This window comes from Streptomyces sp. NPDC087215 (genome assembly GCF_044744885.1).
GTDB lineage: Bacteria > Actinomycetota > Actinomycetes > Streptomycetales > Streptomycetaceae > Streptomyces.
Window position 1 is genome coordinate 129,585 of the sequence record NZ_JBIUZD010000012.1, and the last position, 24,446, is coordinate 154,030.

Below are 24,446 nucleotides of genomic sequence, written 5' to 3' on the forward strand. Positions count from 1 at the left end.
CCGTGCCGCGCCGTTCCTCCGCGGGAGGTCATCGGCCTCCGCGCATGACGTGCTGATTCCTGCGGTGCGTCATGGACACCCCGGCCCGGCGGCGCACTCGTAAGGCCGCCGGATAAAGGAGGTGTACCGGATTCCGTCGGAACCCCGGGTGCTCCCCGCACCCGGGACCTCACCCGGTCTCCGGGAATTGATCGCCCCTATGTGTGACGCAAGGGGCGTTGCCGCTGGTATTCCGAGACGCTGGGCCTGTAGATCATCTTTTGTCGCCTCGTGTCCGATCATCTGAAGCACGGTCAATCTAGACCATCGAGGCCCGTCTGGAGGGTGGATGAGTGGAATTCGTGGTCAACCTTTGAAGGTTGATCCACCACCGCCCTGCCGCCCGATGATCACTCGGGGACGGCCGTATGCCCCGTGACCTGTGGTGACGACGTTTCTGCGGACCGTAGGCGGGTGTGGTGGCGAGGTATCGCGCCACCACAGGTTGGCCTGTGTTGAGTGGATGTGTCTGAGCCACCTGTCCGACGCGTCCACCCCTATCCGGAACCGGGCGCGGGTGCCCACGGCGTCCCGGACGGCTCCCCGCCGCCCGAGGGCCGGGCCCGTCGGCGCCGGGAAGACCCGCGCGCCCGGCGGCTTCGCCCGTACCGGTCGACGGCGGACGCTCCGCGCGCCGGGGCCGACGGCGACGGAACCCCCGGAACCGGGTGTGCCCCTGGGCCTCGGGCGCCTGGCCGGGCCGCGGCCGGGCCGCCACGAGGGCACCCTGGGGCCGGGCGGCCGGATCCTCTCCCACACCGGCGGACCGACCGGGGCCCGGTACGTGTCCGGGGCGTTCTGTCCCCTCGGAGAGCGCCGCGACCGGCTCAGGCACGGCACTCCCGCCCAGGCGCTGAGTCTCCTGGGCGAGGACGTCCACGAGCACACGGCGTCCACGCGGGCGGGCGCGGACGACGGCCCGGCCCCGCAGCTCCTCCAGTACGAGGGAAGCCGGGGCGCCCCCGTACCGCCCCGTGTGCCGGACCGCCTCACCCGGAGCGACCCGGGCTGTGACGTGTGCGCGGTGAAGGCCTGCCCGGCCGCCGCCACGCTCCCGCCGGACTCCGGGGTACGGGAATGACCGCGCCTCCCGTGGACGGGCGCGCGGCCCCGGCTACGGTCGGCCGCCGGGCAGGCTCAGTCTGTGGACGTACGGCACCCGCCGACAGGGTCCGCCCACGGGCTCGGCGGAGTCCCGGTTCGAGGTGCGGTCTCCCGTCGACGCCGGACGGTGTCCGGAGACGTACCGCAGGCGGCCCGTACCGCGTTCGACGGAGAACTCCTCGGCGCCCGGACGGTCTTGACGGCCCGGCCGTGCCGGACCGGTCGGCCGTCGCTCCGCCGGTGGCGCCAGAGGTCGCCGGGCCCGTCCGAGCCCTTCGACCGGCTTGGGGAGCAGCGATGGCGTGCGAGCCCCTGACCTGGAAGGTCCTGGCTCGCTCCTGGCTGCACCGGATTCGTGACCTGGTGAGTTCCGCCGTCGCGTGGGGCTCCGGGGGAGAGGCAGGGTTCCTTGAGGGAGCCCGGCTCCGTTCGGTCGGCGCGACCGTGGCGCACGCGCCTGAGCCCTGGCCCGTGTGGTCGCCCGGAGCGTGTCTCTCCGATGAGCCTGCCAGCTGTCGGACGGTCCATCCGGTCAGTGATCACCGATGTGGTGCGGGGCCGGATCGAGCCTGGTCGGAAGGCATCCCACCGCAACGCGCCCGGCCGGTGCGCCGTTCATCCCTGCCCAGCCGTCGGGCCGTCCGCGGCCCGCTGGGGCGACGTGCTGGTCAGGACGGGGCGGCGTTCGCGTGAAAGCGCGAAGTCGGCCCGGTACGCCCGAATGTGCGTCACATGCCCTGCTGCCCAGGGTCGCGGTCGACCGGCGGCTCGATCGTCTGCCGTTGCCGGGACGCGTAGGACCGGCTCTTGTTGCGGTTCCCGCACACCTTCATCGAGCACCAGCGGCGGCTGCGGTTCTTCGACACGTCCCAGAAGGCCCAACCGCAGGTGTGTTCCGCGCAGCGCTTGAGCCGGGCGGCGTCCCCGGTCGTGACGAGCTCGCTCCACGCGATCGCCAGCGCGGCCAGCGGCCGACGCTCCGCCGGTAGCTCCGCTGCGGGGGTCAGTGCGCCACGCGCTGTGACCAGCACGGGGTGTGCGGCCAGCACCCGGTCCGCCGCCGCGAGCAGTTCCGCGTCGGGGGTGTCGCCGACATGGGCGCCCAACTCCTCGCGGATGCCCGCGCGAAAGGTCACGTAGTTCTGGTGCGCTTCGGTGGAGATCTCGCCGGGCGACGCGAGCAGGCCGCGGTCCTTCAGCCAGTCGGCCAGTCCGGCCGGGGTGGCGATCTCGTCGTGTGCCTCTTCCACGTCGACCGTGTTGGCGAACGCCTCCACCAGGACGGCCGAGGCCGGTGGCTCCAGCATCGCGGGTCACCTCCTACAGGTTTCCACCATTCTACCGCCTAAACGTTTTGCTGGTTGCGTGACGATGGGGTGTACGTCAAAGTGATCTCACCAGCTAAAGCGTTAGACAGTTATAGGATGGTCATGGTTACAGCGATGCCTGAACGAACACGGACCGACGAGAGCCTCGGCGCGTCGACGCCGGGGCCCTGCGCCCCACCGGACCCCGGTCGCCGCAACACCGCTGTCCTGGTCGGCTTCACCGCCGCGACCAACCTCGCCGACGGCGTGATGAAGATGGCCCTCCCGCTGCTCGCCGCCCAGCTCACCGACTCTCCCGCCCAGGTCACCGCCGTCTCGTTGACCCTCACGCTGCCCTGGCTGCTTGTCGCCCTGCACATCGGCGTGATCGTCGACCGCTTCGACCGGCGGCGGCTGCTCTGGGGCGCGAATGGGATGCGGCTGCCTGCGATGGGGTGGCTCACCGTCTCGGCCGTGACCGGTGGCCTCACGCTCGGCCAGCTCTTCGCCGCCGGAGTGATCCTCGGCGTCGCCGACGTACTGGCCTCGACATCCGCCTCCGCTCTGGTCCCGGCCGCGGTGCCGCCAGCGGGTCGGCAGCGCGCCAACGTCTGGATGGTGGGGGCCGAGACCGTGGGGCAGGAATTCGCCGGGCCTTTCATCGGCGGGCTGCTGCTGGCGGCCGGGACGGGTCTCGCGCTGGGGCTGATAAGCGCCTCCTACGCGGTCGCCGCCCTGGCCCTGCTCCTGCTGGTGGGCCGCTTCCGGGCCGACCCTCCCGCCCCGGACGCGGCTCCCGTCCCGGTCAACAGCCGGATCGCCGAGGGGCTGCGCTTCCTCTGGCGGGACGAGGTGCTGCGCACACTGTCGCTGGTCGTCGCGGTGCTCGCCGCCGTCTGGGGTGCCTGGCTGGCACTCATGCCGCTCTACGCCAAGCAGGCCATGGAACTCGGACCGCAGCAGTACGGCATCGTGCTCAGCGCCCTCGGCGTCGGTGGGCTGGCCGGCACGATGGTTGTGACCTGGGTGAACCGGCTGCTCGGTGCTCGCCGGGCGATGTTCGCCGACCTGATCGGCACCGCCGCGATGGTGGCGCTGCCCGCCCTGACCACCAACATCTGGGCAGTGGCGGGCGGTGCGTTCCTCGGCGGCATGGGCGGCACGCTCTGGACGGTCAACTCCCGCACCGTCGCCCAGAGCAAGGTCCCCGACGAGATGCTCGGCCGCTACGACGCGGCGGCTCGGCTCTTCAGCTTCGGCGCCATGCCGCTGGGCGCCGCTCTGGTGGGCCTGCTGGCCGAACTGGGCGGAATGCGGATCGCCTTCGGGGCGTTCGCGGTGGCCGCAGCGGCGACACCGGTGCTGTTCCTCAGGAACGTCACCCGGTCGGCCCTGGAATCCCGCTAGGAACGCGCCTCTTCCGACGCGTTCCCCGCCCGACGCGCGGGGCAGACGTGCCCCGAGGCGATACGGGCCCCGAAAGGTCCGGAGACATACCCCGGCCCCTCCGGGAGAGGGCCCCGTTGACGCCGACGACCGTCCCGGATCTCCTGACCGGACGGGTGACCCCGGCGCCACGGCACTGGACCGAAAACGAGCCCGCCACGAGACCGTCAAGGGCGTGTTCGTCGGGCTCGCCCCGGCCGGCCGCCCCCGCGTTCAGGGCTCCGGCGGCGTACTGGTGCGCCCGCACGACTGTGGAGTCGGCCCCACGGTCCAGTCGGTTTCGTCGTTGGCGTCCGCAGCCGTCGGCACGGCTGCGAAGCCCGTGCCCAGGCGCCGTCGACGGCCCAGGTGATCAGCCGCTTGTGAGTGGTCTGGATCAGTGATCACTGACCGGACAGATACCTCCGATCAACCGGCCATCCCGTCGAAGGGACCACGCTCTAGACGAAGTTCTTGTTGATCAGGAGGTCCAGGATGTCGGTGCGGTAGTTGGGGAAGTCCATCGGCACGATGCCGAAGCGGGCTCGCTGATTCCTCCTGGGGTCCAGGTACTCGTAGACGCTCGGGAAGATCTTCTTGGCCCCGATGGAGGGATCGGGGATGGGGCCCTTGGCGGTGCTGGTGAAGTTGATGAACATCCTGGACGTGCTCTGGTCGTGGAAGGCCGCGTCGAACTGCGCGACGATCGCCCTCTTCTTCGCTTCGTCCGGGACGTTGTACTGGTCCTGGATGTCGCAGTGGTCGCTCCACTTGAGGGTGGTCCAGTCATGGGTGAAGTCGGTGAGGAGCACGACCTTTCCGCGGGCCTGTCCCAGAGCGGGCCACGACGGGTTGGTCCAGAAGAGCGGACGGAAGCCCATGGACGGGTCGTCCAGGTACCAGTTGAAGCGGCGCTTGAATTCCTCCGAGTCGAGTTTGTTGCCGCCCGCGTACTCGTTCTTGATCCGCATGACGATCACTTCACCCGGATTGCCGCGGAGGAAGTGGTCGCAGTCGTTGAGAACGTCCTGGTAACGCTTCTTCATGTAGATGTCGCTGTGGTAGAGACCCATCTCGTTCCTGGTCCCCGCCAGGCCGTTCAGACGGATGTCGAGGAACCGGATGCCGTTGTCGAGCTGCGTCAGCAGGTCCCAGTCCTGACACTTGGCGGCGGGTATCCCACTGGTGGAGCAGGTGTTGTGGGTACCGGGGATCGTCAGGCTGGTGAGGGACAGGCCGCTGGAGAGCGAGCCCATCCAGGACCGGTGGGACCAGCTCGCGGCAGTGGCCGTACTCGGGATGCCGAGCACCGCGGCGGTGGCGAGGCCCCCGGCACCGGCTCCCCACTTCAGAACGTCACGACGGGTAGGGCGCATCCGCACACTCCAGTTCGCAGGAGAATCACCGTGTTTGCTGGGAGCGTACGGTCATCGCCGAAGAGACGTGTCCTGATCCGGAGAACATGTCGATCTGATGTCCGTCGGGCATGGATCCACATTCTTTCCGGTCTGCCCCTGTCCCGGGCGATTCGGAACCGGATCTTCTCAGTTCTGAAATTACGGGACCGGGGATGCCGCGATATTCCGGGTAAATGGGGGTGCCGGGCTGCGGTGTGCCGAACCGGTCGAACTGCGCACCACCGTCGACCGTTTCAGCGACCTCACCCCCTCCCCGCGGTCACCGGCTCCGCCCGAACCCGGCCTCTCCTCCACCAGCACCCGAAGTGTTCCCGAGCCGGTTGACACGGCAACCACGGCGGCCGGACCCGGCCCGTACCCTCCGGCCGGGCGGCCGGACACCGAGACCTCTCACCAGCAGGACAACCGGGGAGCTGACGGTACGAGTCCGTCGGCGGCGGCGTCACCGTCGTGGAGGTGCTCGGAGAGCACCTCCGGCGTCACGAGCACCGTCGTGGGGAAACTCCTTCGCCGGAGGAACGGTCCGATGCCGAACCTCAGCGCTGCTACGGCTGGTCGGCTGCCGTCGACAGGTGGTGCCATGCGTGTCCGCAGGTGCCCTTGCAGGAGGTCTCCCTCCGTCGGGCGTCGGCGACGGCGAACACGGCGACGAGTACACGGAACGCCTTCACGTGCTCGTCGGCGGGGAGATCGGCGAACCCGGTGCGGGGCGGGTCCAAGCAGATCATCACCGAGGGGTTGGCCGTCGGCTTCACCCCGGAGCGCGCCACGCCGACGCGGCCGTCCGCGGCGGTGATGTGCGCCTGCATCGCGTAGCCGCCGACCTCCCGCAGCACCTCCTGCCTACCCGCCGGAGAGAGGCCGGAGAACCAGCTCGTCCCGTCGTCCAGCGTGCGGTGCCCCTGAGCCATCTCGTTGACGACCCGCTCGGCCTCCCGCCGGACGGCGCGGTCGTCCTCACCACTCGTTCCGGTCATCTCTTGATCGTCCCACGCTGCCGCACTTCGGGACGGGCCGCCGAAGGCCACTACCGCGCCCGCGTCCGCTCCCCTCCCCGGGCGACCGCGCGTGCCACGGTCCGGGTACGGCGGGCCTCACCGCCCTACGACGGTTCGGGAACGGCCGGGTGCGGGTTCACGGGCGGCGAGGGAACACCGCCGCCCGGCACCGTCGCGCGGGAGCCCCGGTGCGCGGCCGCCGGGAACGGCCGCGCACCGGCTCCCGATCAGGCGGTGTGCAGCGTGAGGCCGTAGCGGCCGAGGATCTCGTTCACGGGCTGGAACCAGGTCTCGCCGCCGGAGGAGCAGTTGCCCCAGCCGCCGGAGGTGACGCCCTGGGCCTGGTCGCCGCTGATGAACGCGCCGCCGGAGTCGCCGCCCTCCGCGCAGACGCTGGTCTTCGTCATCTGGTGCACGGCGCCCTGGCTGTAGTTGACCGTCTCGTTCTTGGCGAGGACGGTGCCGCAGTGCCACTTCGTGGTGGAGCCCGAGCGGCAGATCGACGTGCCCACGGGCGCCTCGGCGGAGCCGCGCACCAGCCGGTCCGGGATGGCGCCCCAGCCGAGGACGACGGGCACGGTCCACCAGCCGCTGTGGACGCTCACGTACGCGTAGTCGTCGCCGGGGAACGAGGAGCCCTGGAAGGTGCCCATGGCGGAGCCGTCCCAGCCGCGCACCGACGCCCCGGCCCGGCCGCAGTGACCGGCCGTCACGAACCCGCCGTGCACGGAGAAGCCGATCGAACAGCGCACGTTGCCGGTGTAGTACGGGTCGCCGCCGACGGTCCCCGCCGCGTAGGTACGGGGCGCGGTGGCCGCCTCGGCGACGGTGACGGGCCCGTTCGCCCGCGCCTCGTCGACGAAGGCGCGCACGGCGGGGGCGTCCCGCTCGGCCCGTACGACCGTGACGACGACGCTGTTCGCCTTCGGGTCGACGTGCCAGCCGGCCACGCCCTTCGGTGCGGAGAGCGCGTCGAGGCGGGTCTTGGCCCGGTCGAGGACGGCGGCGCTGTGGCGGACCACCCGGGTGTCGGCCCCGAGCGCCCGTATCCCGGCCTCCTCGGCGCGGTCGGTGAGGGCGACGACGAGCCGTCCCGAGGAGGGGTCGAACCACGAGCCTCCGTACGCGCCGCCCGCCGTCTGCCGGGCGGTCTTCTCGAGGCCCGTCGCCGCCTTCTCGGCGCGCAGCCGGTCCTCGGCCTGCCCCGAGGTCAGGCCGAAGTCCTGCCGGAGGGCGTCGAGCAGCCCGGCCGAGGCCGCCGGGGCGGCGGACGGGGGCGGCTCGGGGAGCGGGGCGGCGTTCGCGGCCCCGACGTGGGCGGCGCCGAGACCGAGCGTCAGCAACAGGGCCGCGATGGCGGAGCCCAGGGGGGTGGTGCGTTTCACGAAGCCTCCTGGTGTGGGGGAGTCGAACGCTTGAGAGCGCTCTCAGGGTGCGGTGGGGCGTACGCTAGCGGCATTGATTTGGCAGGGCCATACCAAAACGCGACAGTGCTCGTCGGCCTCGTGTCTCCGGCACCGCCCACCCCGGGGCGGCCCGGCGGGCGGCCGGTCGTCCGGCGGCCCGCCGACGGGCGGCGTATTCGTCGCGAAGGCGTACGGGGTGCCCGCGCGGCTTGGGTGCCGGACGAGCCGAAGAGGGGTTCCGGAACTCCGGAGCGCGGCGCGATCCCGGGCGGGACTTCACCAACTCTGCCGATCCACAGGGGAGTCGGTGCGTTTTGGGGGGATTCGCCGGGTGGGGTTCCTGGCCCGCCGCCGCGGGCGGGGCGCCCGTCCCCCGGCCCCGGGTGCGGCCGAGAGCCGGGTGGTCGGGAAGGGGAGGAGGGCTCCGCCGGAATGCGAGCTAGATCACGTCTCCGCCGTACATCTCTTCGGGTCCCTCGTGCGTCTTGTGTGCGCGAGGTCCGTACGGGCCTCGTGTGACGACGACTTCTACCAAGGGCAGAGCATTTTGATATCTACGACACCGCGCGTGCGCCGTGCCGTGACCATCACGGTCACGACCTCCGCCGTCCTGGCCGGCGGTCTCTTCGCCGGTCAGGCGCACGCCGCGACGCGGCCCGCCCCGTCCATCACGGCCCCCGGCGGCTTCGTGATGAACAACGGGACGGGCACGACGCTGTTCGGCAAGGCGGCGGACACCCGCCGGTCGACCGGCTCCACCACGAAGATCATGACGGCGAAGGTGGTGCTGGCCCAGCGGGGCCTGAACCTCGACGCCACGGTCACGATCGACAAGGCCTACAGCGACTACATCGTCGCCAAGGGGGCCTCCTCGGCCCGGCTCATCGTCGGGGACAAGGTGACGGTCCGTCAGCTCCTCTACGGCCTCATGCTGCCGTCGGGGTGCGACGCCGCCTACGCGCTGGCCGACAAGTTCGGCACCGGCACCACGCGGGGGGCCCGGATCAAGTCGTTCATCGGCAAGATGAACGACGAGGCCAGGAGGATGGGCCTGACGAACACGCGCTTCGACTCCTTCGACGGGATCAGCAACGGGTCGAACTACTCGACCCCGCGCGACCTGACGAAGATCGCGAGCAGTGCGATGAAGAACTCCACGTTCCGCACGATCGTGAAGACGAAGTCCACGAGCCAGAAGGTGATCACCAAGAGCGGTGGCTACCGGTACATGGCGTGGAGCAACACCAACAAGCTCCTGAGCACGTACAGCGGCGCGATCGGTGTGAAGACCGGTTCGGGTCCGCAGGCCAAGTACTGCCTCGTCTTCGCGGCCACCCGTGGCAACAAGACCGTCATCGGCGCGGTGCTCGGTGCGCCGAACGAGACGAACCGCACGGCTGACGTGAAGAAGCTGCTGGACTACGGCTTCACGAAGTAGCAGACGCGACCGGCACCCACGCACGGCTGACCGTGCCGGTCGCGGCTCCCGGCCGCCTCCCGTTCGACGGGAGGCGGCCGGGGCATCCCGCCCGCCTGAGCGGCCTGAGCCGTTGGAGTCCCCGGCCGGTGCGCGGGCCCGTCCCGTTCAGCCCGAGCCCCCGGGCGCCGGGGAGCAGGTGAGCACCGTCTTGCCGGTCGTGGTGCGGGCTTCGAGGGCCGCGTGGGCGTCCGCCGCGTCGGAGAGCGCGTACCGCTGCCCGATCCGGACCCGCAGGTGCCCGTCGCGCACCAGTCCGAGCACGTCCGTTCCCCGCCGGAGCAGTTCGGCCCGGTCCTGGACGTGGTGCTCCAGGTTCGGCCGGGTGACGTACACCGATCCGGCGGTGTTGAGACGCTGGAGGTCGATCGGCGGCACCGCGCCGCCGGACTGCCCGTAGACCGCCAGGACCCCGCGCGGGCGCAGCGCGGCCAGGCTCTCGTCGAACGTCGGACCGCCGATGCCGTCGAACACCGCCGCGGCGCCGAGACCGCCGGTGTGCCGCCGTACCGCCGCGAGCAGGGCCCCCGGTGTGTGGTCGACGACCTCGGCCGCGCCGACGGACCGCGCGGCCTCCGCCTTGGCCGGGGTCGACGCGGTGCCGATCACCGTCCCGCCGCGCAGCCGTACGAACTGGGTGAGCAACATGCCGACGCCGCCCGCCGCCGCGTGCACGACGACGGTGTCGCCGGGCCGGACCGGGCAGGTGTCGGCGGACAGGTAGTGGGCGGTCATGCCCTGGAGCAGGGCCGCCGCCGCCTGTTCGGCGGCGAGTCCCTCCGGTACGGGCACCAGCCGGTCGGCCCGTACCACCGCGTACTCCGCGTAGGCGCCCGGCAGGTTCGCCCAGGCGACCACGTCCCCGACGGCGACCTCGCGGACACCGGGCCCGAGCTCGACGACGGTACCGGCGCCCTCCTGTCCGGGCACGTACGGCAGTTCCTTGGCGTAGAGGCCGGAGCGGAGGTAGACGTCGATGTAGTTGACCCCGGCGGCGGTGAGCCGTACGAGCGCCTCGCCCGCGCGCGGTACGGGGCGCGGCAGTTCGACGAGTTCGAGTACGTCCGGCGCACCGGACCGGCTGACCTGAATGGCTCTCATGGTGGGGAGCGTACGGCGGCCGTCCGGCGCCGGACGGATGCCCAGGGGTTCAGAGCCGGTCATAACCGGCCTCCTCGGCGAGGTCGCGGACGATCGGCAGGACCTGGCGGATCTCGTGCTCGTGACGGCGCCACTTGTCCGGGTCGGGAGCGGTCTGGGTCATCACGACGGGGAGGTCACGGCGGCCCCAGGCATCGGTGAAGGGCAGCTTCACCGCCTCGGCCACGGCCTCCATCGTGGCCACCGGGTCGGCCTGGACGTCCTCGTAGCGCACGAGTACGGAGTTGCCGGTGGGGGCGAGGGCGCGGGCGGCGTCCAGGACGGCCCGGTTGTGGGTCTGCCAGTTGTGCGCGCAGACCTCGGCCAGGCGCAGTCCGACCCAGTCCCGCCAGCCGGGCGGCAGGCTCAGGTTCCACCACTGCTTGCCCCACGGGAACACGTCCGAGTAGCCCTGGATGCGCAGCGGTACGGGCACCGGGTAGGAGAAGAACATCCTCGGGTTGAGCCAGGCGTCCATGAGGGAGCCGATGCTGGTGCGCGGATCGCGGACGACGAACACGAAGGTGGCGTCGGGGTAGAGGGCCTGGAGGAAGGGGACGCGGAAGCAGGACTGGATGCTCTTCTCCACCAGCCGGATTCCGCCCGCCAGATCCTCCGGGGTGGGGCGCGGTCCGCGCGGCGGGAAGCAGAACGGGGTGATCTCGTCGAGTTCGCCGCCGTCCCGGGTGGTGGGCGGTCCTTCGGGCAGGTCGCCGGGGAAACGTTCCCTGAGGGCCTTGAGCGGTACGTCGTAGTAGTACGGCTGGAGGCCCTGGGCGCTGATGAATTCGAGGTGGTCGAGCTTGTCGTCGACGGACCACTCCGCACCGGGCCTGCGCGCGGCGGCGAGCAGGTCGGCGTCGAGCCGGGCCGCCACCTCGGGGGTCGCGTCGGAGGCGTCGAGGGCGTTGGAGTCCCAGCCGCGCCGGCTGGGGTGGAGGCCGCCGCGTTCCCATATCGGCTTGCCCTCTCGGCCGATGCTCCAGACGTGCTCGCTGCGTTCGATCAGGCCCCGGACCAGGCTGGTGCCGGAGCGGGGATGGCCGACGACGAAGATGGGCTGCTTGAGCATGGCGGAGTTCGCTTTCGTGAGGAGGCGGGTTCTCATACGGGCCAGCGGGCGGACCTGACGTGCCGGTTCGCGAGTCCGGCCACGGTGATCACGGCCTGGGCGCCCGCGATCAGCACGATCGCGCCGGTGACTCCGAGGAACTGCAGGGACACCCCGCCGACCAGGGAGCCGAGCGGGGAGCCCGCCCCGATGAGGGTGATGGTCGCGGCGATGGCCCGGCCCCGTCGGTGGTCCGGGGTCTGCCGGAAGATCATGATGTCGACGAGGATCTTCAGCGCGGGCAGTCCGAGGGCCGCCAGGGTCAGCATGGCGAAGACCCAGACCGGTCCGAGCGGGACCGCGAGGAGGGCCACCGCCGCCGTGGTCAGCGTGGACGCGGAGATCAGCAGCGCGCCGGGGCTGAGCAGCCGGTTGAGCCTCGGCACCAGCGCCGAGCCGACGAGCATCCCGACGGCGGTGCCGGACAGGGCCAGACCGATGGTGCCGGGGGAGTGGTGCTGGTCGCGCAGGGTCACCATCACCATCAGGATCGCGGCGGTGATGCTGAAGTAGAAGATGCTGATCAGGAGCAGCGCGGACCGCAGCAGCCGGTCGCCGAGGAGTTCGACCACCCCGGAGAAGGCGGTGGTCAGCGGCCCCAGCGCGCTCTTCCTCTCCCGCTCCACCGGTTCGTCGGGCGGCGTCGTCTTCGGTACGCGGACCAGCAGGGCGCAGACGAACGAGATCACGAAGCCGATGATCGCGGCGAGGAACGGGAACGTACGCGACACCAGGTAGAGCGCGCCGCCGAGCGGCGGTCCGGCCAGGGCGGCGGCTCCGCTGCGGGCCTCGTCCTGACTGAGCGCGGCGGTCAGCTGATGGTCCGGCACCACGGCGCGGATCAGCAGCATCCGGGCCGGTGCGCCGAAGGCCGTACCGGCGCCCAGGACGATCGCTGCGAGGATCAGCAGACCGAAGTTCGCGCGGTCGGTCATCAGGGTGAGGACGATGAACGCGAGAGTGAGCGCCCGGACCGCCTCGGAGATCAGCAGGATGCGGCGCCGGTCCCAGCGGTCGACCACCGCCCCGGCGGGCAGTCCGACGAGGAGGGCGGTGCCGATCTGGGCGAAACCGAACAGGCCGGCCAGCGCGGGCGACCCGGTCAAGGACATGATCAGCAGGGGATAGGCGACCTCCACGGTTTCGAGGCCGAGGTTGGCCGATGCCGCCCCGATCCACAGAATTTGGAAACGCCGGTTACGGCGCAGGGGCACTGGCGTGGCGGAAGCCGTGCTATCACCCTGACGTAAGCGTTCACTCATGCGTGAAAGGTAGCATGTGCGTGAATGGTTTGCTACGAGGAAACGGAGATGGGTCCATGGCTGACGATGCCGACGCGGTGACGGTCGTCCGGGAGGTGGACGACGTGGAGACGCTGAAGGCCCTGTCCGACCCGCTGAGACTGGCGATCCTGCGCGCGATGATGAGCGATGTGCGCGCCGCGCACCGGGTGAAGGACATCGCCCGGCTCCTGGACCAGCCGACCACACGGCTCTACCGGCACATCAAGGTGCTCGAAGCGGCGGGCCTGATCAAGGTGGCGCAGACCCGGATGGTCTCCGGCATCCAGGAGAGCCAGTACCAGGTGGCGCAGTTCGCCCTGCGGCTGAGCCGTGACCTGCTGGCCGCGCCGGGCAACGCGGGCGACCTGGCCGACGCGTTCGCCGTGACGCTGAACGACTTCCGCGACCGGCTCGTACGGGACATCATCAGCGGTCGTTTCCAGCCGGAGCCCGAGGCCGGGGAGAAGCCCGATCCGCTCGGCCCGATGGTCGTGGCACTGGACCGGCGGCTGACGCCGGAGCGGGCCACCGAGTTCCGGTCCCGTCTGTCCGCGCTGATGGAGGAGTTCAACCGGCCCGACGACGAGGAGAACGCCGTCGTGCCGGTCGAGTTCCTGCTGATGTTCTGGGCGCCGAAGGAACCGGTGGGAGAGCCGCCCGCGTAGCCCGCGCTCCGCCCGGGGCGCGGCGTCCCGGAGGCGCGGCGTCCCGCACACGCGCGGGCGGGCCGGACCCGGGGCGCGTGACAGCGCCCCCGGGTCCGGCCCGTCATGGCCGTCAGGGGCCGTACTCCCGCACGAGTACCGGCGGTCGGACCCGAGGCGCGGGGGAGCGCCCCTCAGGTCCGGTCGGCCCGTCCGCCGGGCAGGGCCGCCGGACGCCTGCGGGGCAGGGCCGCCGGGCCCGCGCCGGGTCTCACTTGGCCGCGATGAAGAGCCGTCCGCCGGGGAACCGGTGCGGCACACAACGGGCCTGGTCGAAACCGGCCTGCCGGAAACGGTCCAGCCAGTCCTCCTCCGGAGGCAGCGTCACGTTCATGAACCCGGCGTGCAGATAGGTGAACAGCGCGCTGAACCTGCGCTCGCGCTCCGCCGACGCGTACGGCACCGCGTCGGTGATCGCCATGATGCCGCCGGGCCGCAGCGCCTCCCGGCACCTGCGCAGCACCCGGTCGAAGACATCGCCCTCCTGCACGATGTCGTGGAACACGAACCCGGCGTGGATGACATCGGCACCGGCCACCGGAGAGGGGTCGTCCGCGACGGACTGGATCGGCCGCTCCACCACCGTGAGCCGGTCGCCGACGCCCGCCGACTCCGCCGCGCGGGCCGCCTCCTCACACGCCCCCGCACTCATGTCCAGGGCCACTCCGGTGCTGTCCGGCAGCCTGCCGAGCAGATCGATCAGCAGACCGGCCGCACCGGCGCCGAGGTCGACGATCCTCCGCGGCCGGACGGCGAGGATCGCCTCGGTGGCGGCAGGGTAGAAGCCCTGGCTGCCGATCCACCGCGAACTGACCGCCACCTCGCGCCCGTTCCGCCTGTACTGCGCGGCGGCGGCCACCGGATCGCGCAGGAACTCGGCGGGATGCTGGACGTACGGCTGGTTGGCCCGCAAGGACCAGGTCAGGTAGCCCGACTGGTGGATCCGGTCGGCGAAGTCGTCCGAGGCCCGGAACTCCTTCACGCCCGTCGGCACGAGCAGCGCCGCGGCGACCAGCACGGACAGGAAACCGCCCATGCCCTCCTCGGGCACGTCCGCGGCCACGGCCAGCTCGGCCACGGTGACCGGCTCGCCGCGCTCCAGCAGCGGGACGACACCCAGCCGGTCGGCCATCTCCAGCAGGGTGGCGACGGCGGCGAGATCGGCCGCGGTCTCAGGGGGACTGATGCTTGACATCGCGCTCTCCCACTCCATTTCGACGATCATCTCGAGTTCCACGGTGCCGGGCCGGTACGGTTCCCGGCCGGGCGGGCACGGCACCGTCGGCGCCGTGCGGGTCAGGGGGCCCGCCGCCACCGCTCGGCGGCGGGGCGACGGGAAGGGCGGGGGCGCGCGGACCGACCGGGTTCACCGGGGTCCGGGCCACCCTCGGGCCTACGGAGCGACGGGCGGGTGCCGACCGCTCCGCCGGGCGCGGACGCGCGGGACGTCCGTGCCCGGTCTCACCGGGGATCCGCCCCGGTGCCCCCGGTACGCCGACGGAGCTTCGGACGGGCACGGTTCTCCGCCCGCCCGAGCCGCGCGGCGAGCGCGGCGACCGTCGGCGACTCGAACAGCGCGGCCACGCTGAGGCTCGTGTCGAACCGGGTCCGCACCCGGTTGAGCAGCCGGGTGGCGAGCAGGGAGTGGCCGCCGAGGTCGAAGAAGTTGTCGTGCACGCCGACCCGCGAGGTCTTCAGGACCTCGGCGAACATCGCGCACAGAGCGGCCTCCCGCTCGTCCCTGGGGGCCACGTAGGCCGTGTCGGACGCGCCCGGTCCGGGCGCGGGCAGCGCCTTCCGGTCGACCTTGCCGTTGCCGGTGAGCGGCAGCCGGTCCAGGGTGACGAACACGCTCGGCACCATGTGGTCCGGGAGCGTCAGCGCGGCGTGCGCCCGTACGGCGGCCACGTCCACGTCCGACGGCACGAGGTAGCCGATCAGCCGTTCGCCGTCCCCCGTGACCGTCGCGTGGGCCACGTCCGGATGCCCGGTCAGGGCCGCCTCCACCTCGGCCGGCTCGATCCGGAACCCGCGCACCTTCAGCTGGGCGTCGACACGGCCCTCGAACTCCAGCACCCCGTCCGCCCGGTACCGGGCCAGGTCCCCGGTGCGGTACATCCGCCCACCGGCCGGGCCGTACGGGTCGGCCAGGAACCGGGACGCGGTCACGTCCGGCTGGTACGCGTAGCCCCGGGCCAGGCCGGTCCCGGTCACGTACACCTCACCGGGCACCCCGGCGGGCACCGGCCGCAGCCGCTCGTCGAGCAGGTACAGCCGGGTGTTGTCCATCGCCCGGCCGATCGGCACCGTACGGGCGGGCACCGTGCCGATCGGGTACCAGGAGGAGATGACGGTGGTCTCCGTGGTGCCCCAGGCCGCCGCGACCGCGGTGCCCGGCGCCTCGGCCACCAGGTCGGCGACCGCCCCCGGAGACACCACGTCACCGGCCGTCCACACCAGGTCCAGCGCGGCCAGCGCCGGTGCCGCCTCGGCCACCATCAGGTTGAACAGCGCCGAGGTGAAGACCGCCGTGGTGGCCTTCCCCCCGACGATGGCGCGGGCCAGCACCTCGGTGTCCAGATCGCCCTCGGGCGCGATCACCACCCGCCCGCCGGTCAGCAGCGGCAGCCAGATCTCGTACGTGGACGGGTCGAACGACGTCGGCGAGTGCATCAGCGCGTCGGCCGGGCTCAGCCCCTCCCAGGCCCGGTCCGTGACGAACTCGGCGACACTGCGGTGCGAGACGCTGACCGCCTTCGGAGTCCCGGTCGAACCGCTGGTGAACATCGTGTACGCGGTCCGGTCCGGGTGGCGCAGGGCCGTGGGGCCCCGGTCCTCGGCACCGGGGGAGGGCGTGAGCACCGTGACCCCGGTCAGGTCCGTGGGCCGGTCGGTGACGAGCAGCCGCGCCCGCATGTGGTCGACCATCCGCTGCCGCCGGGCCAGCGGCGCCGCCCCGGGCAGCGGCAGATAGCCGCCCCCCGCCTTGGCCACGGCGAGCACCGACACGAGGTAGTCGATGCCGCGCGGCTGGCTCACTCCCACCGGCTCGTCGGGCCCGCACCCCGCCGCCACCAGCAGGTGCGCCAGATGGTTCGCCCGCCGGTCGAGCTCCCGGTAGCCGATCGTCCGGTCGCCCTCGACCGCGGCGACCGCGTCGGGGGTGGCGGCGGCCTGCCGGGCGAACAGCACGGCGAGGTCCTCGTCCACGACCGGCCGCGCGATGTCGTCCCGCTCCGACAGCGCGGCCCGCCGCTCGGCCTCGGAGAGCAGGTCGACGCGCCCGATCGGCACATCGGGATCGGCGACGGCCGCCCCCAGGACCCGCAGCAGACGGTCCGTCAGGGAGACCACGGTGTCCCGGTCGAACAGATCGGTGCGGTAGCGCACCTCACCGGTGACGCCCTCGGGCACCCGGCCCTCTCCGTGGTGCTCCGTGAAGCTCAGGTTGAGGTCGAAGTCCACCGGACCGACCCGGACGGCCTCGACCGCGCCCTCGGCCGGTGCGGGCGACACGTCCACGCCCGGCAGGGCGACCGCGGCCCCGGCGTTGTTCTGCAGCACCAGCATCGTCTGGAAGAGGGGGTGCCTGCTCAGCGACCGCTCGGGGTTGAGCGCGGTGACGATCCGGTCGAACGGCAGTTCCTGATGGGCGTACGCGGCCAGGTCCAGGTCCCGCACCCGGCCCAGCAGCTCACGGAAGCTCGGGTCGCCCGAGGTGTCGGTCCGCAGGACCAGACTGTTGACGAAGCAGCCGATCAACTGGTCCAGACTGTCGTCGCTGCGCCCGGCGACCGTGGTGCCGACGGGGATGTCGGTGCCCGCGCCGAGCCGGGTGTACAGCGCCGCGAGCGCGGTGTGCAGCACCATGAACAGCGTGGTGTGCGTCCGCCGGGCCAGCTCCAGCAGACCGGCGTGCAGCGGTGCGGGCAGGGTGACCGTCAGCAGGGCGCCCGGCAGGTCCGAGGAGTCGGGCCGGGGCCGGTCGTAGGGCAGCGCCAGTTCCCGGGGGAGCCCGGCGAGCCGCTCGGACCAGTACGCCGTCAGACCTTCCCCGGCCGGCCCTTCCAGCAGGGCCCGCTGCCACAGCGTGTAGTCGGCGTACTGCACCGGCAGCGGACGCCGGACCGGGGCGTCACCCCGGACCCGGGCGGCGTACGCCTGGGCGAGGTCATGGCTCAGCGGAGCCAGGGACCAGCCGTCCCCCGCGATGTGATGCATCAGCAGCAGCAGCGTGTACCGGTCGGGACCGGTACGGAACAGATGGAGCCGCAGCGGCAGATCGGTGGTGAGGTCGAACCGGTGCCCGGCGGCGGCCGTCAGCTCCCGGTCCAGACCGGCCGGGTCCACCCGCGTGATCCGCAGCACCTCGTCCGGGTCGGCCACCTCCAGGACCTGCTGACGGGGTACCCCGTCGGTCTCAGGGAAGAGGGTGCGAAGCGTCTCGTGCCGTTCGAGGAGGTCACCCACCGCGGCCCGCAGCCCCTCGGTGTCCAGCGGCCCGTCCAGGCGCAGCACCAGCGGCCAGCCCAGCCCGTTCCAGCGGGAGAGGAACCACAGCCGTTCCTGGGCGTACGACAGGGGCAGCGGGGAGGGCCGGGCCCCCGGGACCAGGGCGGCGCGGGCCCGCCGCGCCCCCTCGCCGGAGCCGAGCCGGGCGGCGAGCGCCGCCGCCGTCGGGGCCTCGAACAGGTCCGCGACGCCCAGGTCGGCCCCCAGGTGCGTACGGATCCGGTTGACCAGACGGGTGGCGAGGAGCGAATGCCCGCCGAGGTCGAAGAAGCTGTCGTGGGCGCCGACCCGGGACCTGCCGAGCAGCTCGCCCATGAGCGCGACGAGGATCTCCTCGGTGGGGGTGCGCGGCGCCGTGTACCCGCCGCCGGTCTCGAACTCGGGCTCCGGCAGGGCCCGCCGGTCCAGCTTGCCGTTCGCCGTGAGCGGCAGCCGGTCGAGGACGACGAAGGCGCTGGGCACCATGTAGTCGGGCAGCGCCGAGGCGATCCGGTCCCGTACGTCCGCGATGTCGGGAGCCGCGCCGTCGGGCACCAGATAGGCGACGAGCCTGCGTTCGCCGCCGCGGTCCTCGTGGGCGGTGACGAACGCCTGGGCGAGCTCCGGCAGGGCGGTGAGGCAGGACTCGACCTCGGCCGGTTCGACCCGGAAGCCGCGGATCTTCAGCTGGGCGTCGGCCCGCCCGACGAAGTCCAGGGTGCCGTCGGCACGCCACCGGGTGATGTCACCGGTCCGGTACATCCGGTCGCCGGGCGGCCCCCACGGGTCGGCGGTGAACCGTTCCGCGGTCAGGTCGGGCTGTCCCGCGTATCCGCGCGACACGCCCGAACCGGCGATGTACAGCTCGCCCGGGACCCCGGCGGGAACCGGCTGGAGCCGCCCGTCGAGCACGTACAGCCGGGTGTTGTCCATCGGGGCCCCGATCGGCACCCGGCCGGGCACGGCCGCCGCACCGGACATCGAGAACCGGGAGGAGCAGGTGGTGGTCTCGGTCGGACCGTACAGCGCCCGGACGGTCAGACCGGGGTGCCGGTCGAGGAGCCGTCCGACCGCCGCGGGAGGCACGACGTCGCCGCCGGTCAGGACCTCCCGGACGCCCGCGAAGCACTCCGGGTCCTCCGCGAGCGCCGCGAACAGGCCGGAGGTGAGCCAGACCCGGTCCACCCCGGACGCGGTCACCGCGCGGGCCAGACCGGCGTCGTCGAGGACCTCCCCCGGAGCCACCACGACCGTGCCGCCGGTCAGCAGCGGGGTCCAGATCTCGTGGACCGAGGCGTCGAACCCGGTGGCCGAGTGCATCAGCACCGTACCGCCGGCCCGCCAGAGCCGGTCGCGGACGAACCCGGCCGCGTTCCGGTGCGTCAGGACGACCGCCTTGGGCGCACCGGTCGAGCCGCTGGTGAACATCACGTACGCGGCCTGGTCCGGGTGCGGCTCCGGGCGGGGCGGCCCGGGAGCCGCGCCGTCCTCGGGCGCCAGCACGGTCAGACCGGTCAGGCCGTGGGGCCGGTCGGTGACGAGCAGGGCCGCGCCCGCGAGCTCGCACATCCGGCGCAGCCGGTCCGTGGGCACGGCCGACGGCAACGGCAGGTAGGAGGCACCGGCCTTGAGCGCGGCGAGCATGGACACGATCAGATCGGCCGACCGGTCCTGGAGCAGCGCCACCGGTCGGTCCGGGACCGCTCCGGCCGCGACGAGCCGGTGCGCCAGGTGGTTGGCGCGCCGGTCCAGCTCGGCGTAGGTCAGGACGACCGGCCCGGTGACCGCGACCGCGTCGGGCGTCGCCGCGGCGCGCTCGGCGAACAGCCCGGGTACCGAGGCGTCGGGCAGCGGCCGACCGGTGTCGTTCCAGGAGCGCAGAAGGGTGTCGCGCTCGCCGTCGTCCAGGACGTCGAGCCCGCCGAGCCGCTGGTCGGGGTCGGTGGCGACGGCCCGCAGGACACGGACGAAGCGGTCGGCCAGCGCTTGTACGGTGGCCGGGTCGAAGAGCCCGGTGCGGTAGACGATCTCGCCGACGACACCGTCGGCGGCGCCGTCCCGCCGGTAGGCGTCGGTGAGGTTCACGAACAGGTCGAGCTGGGCGGCGGACGGCGTCGACCGGACCACCTCGACGTCCAGACCGGTCAGGCCGAAGTCGGCGTCCGCGTTGTTCTGCAGGACCAGCATGGTCTGGAAGAGGGGGTGACGACCGAGCGCGCGGGCCGGGTTGAGCGCCTCCACGACCCGGTCGAAGGGCAGCTCCTGGTGGCTCAGGGCGGCCACGTCATCGGTCCTGGCGCGTTCCAGGAGTTCACGGAAGGTCGGATCGCCCGAGGTGTCGGTGCGCAGCACCAGGTTGTTGACGAAGAAGCCGACCAGATGGTCGAGCTTGTCGTCGCCGCGCCCGGCGACCACGGTGCCGATGGGGATGTCGGTGCCCGCGCCGAGCCGGGTGAACAGCGCGGCGAGGGCCGTGTGCAGCACCATGAAGAGGGTGGTGCGGCTCTGCTGCGCCAGCGCCAGCAGCTCGGCGTGCAGCGCCGCGGGTATCCGCATCGGGAGCAGCTCGCCCGCGTGGTCGGCGCCGCTGGGGCGGGGCCGGTCGTAGGGCAGGGCGAGTTCCTCCGGAAGGTCCCTCAGGTGGTCGCGCCAGAAGCCGGTCAGCTGCTCCTGGTACTCCGTGGTCAGCAGCTCGCGCTGCCACAGCGCGTAGTCGGCGTACTGCACCGGCAGCGGCTCCCACCGCGGCGCCGTCCCGGCGGCCCGTGCCGCGTACGCGGTGGCCAGGTCCTGGGCCAGCGGGCCCATCGACCAGCCGTCCCCGGCGATGTGGTGCAGCACGAGCACCAGGGTGTGCCGGTCCTGCGCGGTGCTCAGCAGCCGCACCCGCACCGGCACGTCGGCGGTGATGTCGAAGGGCTCGCGGCAGACGGTCCTGACGGCCTCGTCCAGGTCGTCCCCGGCCACGTCGAGTACCCCGACCAGGGCGTCCGCCGCCACCTCGGGGAGGACCCGCTGGTACGGCCGCCCGTCCCGCTCCTCGAACACGGTGCGCAGCGACTCGTGCCGCGCGAGGAGGTCCCCGACCGAGGCGACGAGGGCGGCCCGGTCCACCGGGCCCGTCAGCCGCAGGACCACGGGCAGGTTGTAGGTCCAGCCGAGCGGATCCATCCGGTTGACGAACCACAGGCGCTGCTGGGCCCAGGACAGCGGAACGCGCTCCGGGCGCGGGGCGGCGACCAGCGCCGGTGCCTCCTGTCCCGCGCTCCCGGCGATGGTCGCCGCGAGACCGGCGACGGTGGGCGTGGCGAACAGCGCGTCGAGCCCGAGCCGGACGCCGAAGGCGCCCCGGATCCGGTTGAGCAGACGGGCGGCGAGGAGCGAGTGCCCGCCCAGGTCGAAGAAGTCGTCGTCGATGCCGATCCAGGCCCGGTCGAGCAGTTCGGCGGCGAGCTCGCAGAGCAGCTTCTCCCGCGCGTCACGGGGGGCCCGGCCGGACACGTCACCGCGGAAGTCGGGTTCGGGCAGCGCCCGCCGGTCCAGCTTGCCGCTCGCGGTCAGGGGCAGCGCGTCGAGCACCATGAACGCGGAGGGCACCAGAGAGGAGGGGAGCCGCTCCTTGGACCAGTCGCGCAGGGCCGCGACGAGCAGCCCACGACGACGGGTGGCGATCGGGTCGTTGGTGAAACCGGTGAGCCCGGTGGGATCGCCGACGGGGACGGCGGATGCGGGGGAGGCGACGGCGGTGGCGGCGGATTCCGGGGGTGCGGTGGAGCCGGGGGAACCGACGGACCCGGACCCGGGCGTGCCGGTGGGTCCGGTAGCGGCGCGATGCAGGTACACGCCGTCCAGCACCCCGCCGCCGTCCGCCGCGGGGAAGAGCACGTCGAGCAGGTCCGGGCCCTCGGCGGACCAGGTGACCACGGCGGTGCGGCCGTGCGCCTCGGCGAGGGCGTGCCAGTACTCCGGGTCGATCCGGTCGTCCGGCCCGTCGAGCGCGGCCCGCGCGGCCCCGGCCGGGGCGCCCGCCCGGACCGCGCGCGCGGCGGCGACCTCACCGGCGACCCGGGCGTTGCGCACCCCGGTGAGCCGCAGCGCGGCGCCGTCGGCCAGCCGTGCGGCCAGGTCCTCCGGGCCCCGCACGTCGAGCCCCCAGCCCAGCGCCGGGACCGCAGACAGGTCCTGGGCGTCGGCGCCGTCCTCGTGCAGCACCACGTCGTAGCGGTGCTTGGTCAGTTCGTTGTGGTCGGCGCCGCGCTTGAGCCGTACGTCCACGGCTCCTGCGCCGACGGTGCCGAAGAGGCCCGGATGGATCAGGAGCTCCTTCTCCAGGACCACGGCCTGCTCGATCTCGCGGCGCAGCACCCCGGGGCCCGGATCGTGGTCGAGCTGCCCGAGCCGGACGCCGGTCCACATGCTGTCCACCAGCGGCAGGCACCGTACGTCCCCGACGAGCAGCCGGCCGCCCGGGGCGAGCAGGCCGAGGAGCTTGGCCAGCACGTCCCGCAGGTACCGTTCGTCGGGGAAGTACTGGACGACCGAGTTGATGACGATCGTGTCGAAGCGGCCCCGGGGCAGACCGGTGGTGACGTCGGCGGCCTGGACGCGCAGGGTGACCTTCCCCGCGACGTCCGGCTCACCGGCGAGCCGCTCGCGCAGCCCCTCGATCGCCGACGCCGAGTAGTCGGTGCCCCAGTACTCGTCCACCAGGCCGACCAGCTGCGTCAGGATCAGCCCCGATCCGACGCCGACCTCCAGCACGCGCCGGGGGGCGAAGCCCCGTACGCGGGTGACGACGGCCTCCCGCCAGCGGGCCATCTGCTCGACCGGGATGCCCTCACCGGTGTAGGTGGAGTTCCAGCCGGAGAAGTCCGCCCCGAAGGCCGACCGGTCGGACTCGTCGTAGAACGTGTCGTAGATCTGCTGCCACTCGTCGACGTGCCGTTCCGCGTTGCCGTCGTCGGTGTCCCGCGCCGGTGCGCCGACCAGATACGCGGCGAGCCGCTTCTCGCCCCGCCGGTCCTCGTGGACCAGGACGCGGGCCTGCTCCACCGCCGGGTGCCCGGCCAGGACCGCCTCGATCTCGCCCGGCTCGATCCGCAGCCCCCGGATCTTGACCTGGTCGTCGGCCCGGCCGCAGTACGCCAGCTGACCGTCCGGCAGCCGCCGCACCAGGTCGCCCGTGCGGTACATCCGGGCCCCCGGCTCCCCGAACGGATCGGGGACGTACCGCTGCGCGGTGAGCCCGGGACGGTCGACGTACCCACGGGTCACGCCGCCGCCCCCGCCGTACAGCTCGCCGATCTCGCCGGGGGGCGTCGGGCGCAGCCGGTCGTCCAGGACGTACAGACGGGTGTCGCCGGACGGGAAGCCGATCGGCGGGGCGTCGGGACCGGGGACGAGCGGGGCCGAGAGGGTGACGGCGATGGTCGTCTCGGTGGGGCCGTAGCCGTTGACCATCCGGCGGCCGGGGCTCCACAGGTCCACGAGGCGCGCGCCGCACGCCTCACCGCCGACCATCAGGGACCGCAGCTCCGGCAGTTCCGTCCGGGGCACGGTCGCGAGGACCGACGGCGGTACGAAGGCGTGGCTGATCCGGTGGTCCGCGAGGAACGCGGCCAGCTCCTCCCCGGCGAGGGTGCCGGGGGGCGAGACGACCAGGGTGCCGCCCGGCGCGAACGCCAGGAGCACCTCGATGATCATGGCGTCGAAGCTGGGCGAGGCGAGCTGCGACACCACGGAGCCGGGGCCCGCGGCCATCCGGTCCACCAGGTCGGCGGCGAACGGCGGCAGCCCCCGGTGCGGCACCGCGACGCCCTTGGGACGGCCCGTCGAACCGGACGTGTAGATGACGTACGCCAGGGACAGCGGACGGTCCACCGGATCGGGGGCCGTCACCGGCGCCGACGCCGCCTCGGCGAGCAGCTCGGGCAGCGACAGCTGGGCGGTCCCCGGGGTGTCGGGCAGCGCGGGCCGCCCCGCCCCGGCGGTCAGCAGGACGCGGGGCCCGCTGTCGGCGCACATGAACGCGATCCGCTCGGCCGGGTGATGCACGTCCACCGGCAGGAACGCGCCTCCGGCCTTCCCGACCGCGAGCAGGGCGACGATCAGGTCCGCCGAGCGGGGCAGCGCGAGCGCCACCACGTCCTCGGCGCCGATGCCGCGACCGCGCAGCACATGCGCCAGCCGATTGGCCCGGACGTCCAGCTCGGCGTAGCTCAGCTCGACCGGTCCGCAGCGCAGGGCAGGTGCGTCACCGCGCCGCGCCGCGTGCCCGGCCACCAGACCGTGCAAGGACTCGGACGGTTCGACAGCGGCCGACGGCAAGCGCTCCGGCGAAAACGGCATCGCGGCTCTCCATGATCGATGTGTGCCGGTGGTCCCATGAGGGCTGGCCCGTGACGAGTGGTCCATGACGAGTGGTCCATGAGGGCTGGCCCATGATGAGCGGGCGCCGAGCGGCCCGACAACCCCTAGAAGAGGCCGCCGGAACCCCAGCGGACGGGGCCGTTTCGAGGCGGTCCGCCCTGCCCTCCGCGCCAT

Annotated in this window: 13 protein-coding genes and 1 pseudogene; 4 read left to right on the forward strand and 10 right to left on the reverse strand. The window is 72.7% G+C overall.

Annotated features, from left to right (window positions below):
* Nucleotides 1-709: 709 nt before the first annotated feature.
* Nucleotides 710-1,120 (forward strand): hypothetical protein, encoded by a 411-nt coding sequence (locus ACIO92_RS26385; RefSeq protein WP_402283064.1) that lies wholly within the window; start codon nt 710-712, stop codon nt 1,118-1,120.
* Between the two features lie 751 nt (nt 1,121-1,871).
* On the opposite strand, the gene ACIO92_RS26390 is transcribed toward ACIO92_RS26385, so the two are convergent.
* On the reverse strand, nt 1,872-2,450 hold the full coding sequence (locus ACIO92_RS26390; protein WP_402283062.1) for a CGNR zinc finger domain-containing protein: 579 nt from the start codon (nt 2,448-2,450) through the stop codon (nt 1,872-1,874).
* Between the two features lie 135 nt (nt 2,451-2,585).
* On the opposite strand from ACIO92_RS26390, the gene ACIO92_RS26395 reads away from it, so the two are divergent.
* A complete protein-coding gene (locus tag ACIO92_RS26395) occupies nt 2,586-3,857 on the forward strand; it encodes an MFS transporter (RefSeq protein ID WP_401239486.1) in 1,272 nt (423 codons plus the stop codon).
* Nucleotides 3,858-4,045: 188 nt separating this feature from the next.
* Here the strand turns inward: ACIO92_RS26395 and ACIO92_RS26400 are convergent.
* The 4 genes and pseudogenes from ACIO92_RS26400 to ACIO92_RS26415 form a co-directional block, all read right to left on the reverse strand.
* A pseudogene (locus ACIO92_RS26400) lies at nt 4,046-4,270 on the reverse strand (IS5/IS1182 family transposase); the annotation flags it as partial.
* A gap of 66 nt (nt 4,271-4,336) precedes the next feature.
* Nucleotides 4,337-5,251 carry a phosphatidylinositol-specific phospholipase C gene (locus ACIO92_RS26405; RefSeq protein WP_402283060.1) on the reverse strand — a complete coding sequence of 305 codons (915 nt, stop codon included), beginning with the start codon at nt 5,249-5,251 and terminating at the stop codon, nt 4,337-4,339.
* Between the two features lie 587 nt (nt 5,252-5,838).
* Complete coding sequence (locus tag ACIO92_RS26410; protein ID WP_401239492.1) at nt 5,839-6,270, reverse strand: DUF5958 family protein; 432 nt, start codon at nt 6,268-6,270, stop codon at nt 5,839-5,841.
* Nucleotides 6,271-6,518: 248 nt separating this feature from the next.
* Nucleotides 6,519-7,676 (reverse strand): S1 family peptidase, encoded by a 1,158-nt coding sequence (locus tag ACIO92_RS26415; protein WP_402283058.1) that lies wholly within the window; start codon nt 7,674-7,676, stop codon nt 6,519-6,521.
* 589 nt (nt 7,677-8,265) lie between these two features.
* Here ACIO92_RS26415 and ACIO92_RS26420 point away from each other — a divergent pair.
* Nucleotides 8,266-9,135 (forward strand): D-alanyl-D-alanine carboxypeptidase, encoded by an 870-nt coding sequence (locus ACIO92_RS26420; protein WP_366443399.1) that lies wholly within the window; start codon nt 8,266-8,268, stop codon nt 9,133-9,135.
* 147 nt (nt 9,136-9,282) lie between these two features.
* On the opposite strand, the gene ACIO92_RS26425 is transcribed toward ACIO92_RS26420, so the two are convergent.
* The 3 genes from ACIO92_RS26425 to ACIO92_RS26435 are packed head-to-tail and all read right to left on the reverse strand — an operon-like array spanning nt 9,283 to nt 12,687.
* Nucleotides 9,283-10,275: a quinone oxidoreductase gene (locus ACIO92_RS26425; RefSeq protein WP_366443400.1), complete on the reverse strand. Its 993-nt coding sequence runs from the start codon at nt 10,273-10,275 to the stop codon at nt 9,283-9,285.
* Nucleotides 10,276-10,324: 49 nt separating this feature from the next.
* Nucleotides 10,325-11,386 (reverse strand): sulfotransferase, encoded by a 1,062-nt coding sequence (locus ACIO92_RS26430; protein ID WP_366443401.1) that lies wholly within the window; start codon nt 11,384-11,386, stop codon nt 10,325-10,327.
* 32 nt (nt 11,387-11,418) lie between these two features.
* A complete protein-coding gene (locus tag ACIO92_RS26435) occupies nt 11,419-12,687 on the reverse strand; it encodes an MFS transporter (RefSeq protein ID WP_366443402.1) in 1,269 nt (422 codons plus the stop codon).
* A gap of 56 nt (nt 12,688-12,743) precedes the next feature.
* Between ACIO92_RS26435 and ACIO92_RS26440 the strand changes: the two genes are divergently transcribed.
* A complete protein-coding gene (locus ACIO92_RS26440; protein ID WP_366443403.1) occupies nt 12,744-13,373 on the forward strand; it encodes a helix-turn-helix domain-containing protein in 630 nt (209 codons plus the stop codon).
* 250 nt (nt 13,374-13,623) lie between these two features.
* On the opposite strand, the gene ACIO92_RS26445 is transcribed toward ACIO92_RS26440, so the two are convergent.
* Both ACIO92_RS26445 and ACIO92_RS26450 read right to left on the reverse strand, forming a co-directional pair.
* Nucleotides 13,624-14,607 (reverse strand): class I SAM-dependent methyltransferase, encoded by a 984-nt coding sequence (locus ACIO92_RS26445; RefSeq protein ID WP_402283054.1) that lies wholly within the window; start codon nt 14,605-14,607, stop codon nt 13,624-13,626.
* A gap of 266 nt (nt 14,608-14,873) precedes the next feature.
* Complete coding sequence (locus ACIO92_RS26450; protein ID WP_402283052.1) at nt 14,874-24,251, reverse strand: amino acid adenylation domain-containing protein; 9,378 nt, start codon at nt 24,249-24,251, stop codon at nt 14,874-14,876.
* Between the last annotated feature and the right edge of the window lie 195 nt (nt 24,252-24,446).

Bases quoted from the DNA above. Each gene is read 5' to 3' on its own strand.
- ACIO92_RS26425 (WP_366443400.1), bottom strand. From the start codon at position 10,275: ATGAGAGCCATTCAGGTCAGCCGGTCCGGTGCGCCGGACGTACTCGAA.
- ACIO92_RS26430 (WP_366443401.1), bottom strand. From the start codon at position 11,386: ATGCTCAAGCAGCCCATCTTCGTCGTCGGCCATCCCCGCTCCGGCACC.
- ACIO92_RS26390 (WP_402283062.1), bottom strand. From the start codon at position 2,450: ATGCTGGAGCCACCGGCCTCGGCCGTCCTGGTGGAGGCGTTCGCCAAC.
- ACIO92_RS26445 (WP_402283054.1), bottom strand. From the start codon at position 14,607: ATGTCAAGCATCAGTCCCCCTGAGACCGCGGCCGATCTCGCCGCCGTC.
- ACIO92_RS26435 (WP_366443402.1), bottom strand. From the start codon at position 12,687: ATGAGTGAACGCTTACGTCAGGGTGATAGCACGGCTTCCGCCACGCCA.
- ACIO92_RS26405 (WP_402283060.1), bottom strand. From the start codon at position 5,251: ATGCGCCCTACCCGTCGTGACGTTCTGAAGTGGGGAGCCGGTGCCGGG.
- ACIO92_RS26410 (WP_401239492.1), bottom strand. From the start codon at position 6,270: ATGACCGGAACGAGTGGTGAGGACGACCGCGCCGTCCGGCGGGAGGCC.
- ACIO92_RS26395 (WP_401239486.1), top strand. From the start codon at position 2,586: ATGCCTGAACGAACACGGACCGACGAGAGCCTCGGCGCGTCGACGCCG.
- ACIO92_RS26450 (WP_402283052.1), bottom strand. From the start codon at position 24,251: ATGCCGTTTTCGCCGGAGCGCTTGCCGTCGGCCGCTGTCGAACCGTCC.
- ACIO92_RS26440 (WP_366443403.1), top strand. From the start codon at position 12,744: ATGGCTGACGATGCCGACGCGGTGACGGTCGTCCGGGAGGTGGACGAC.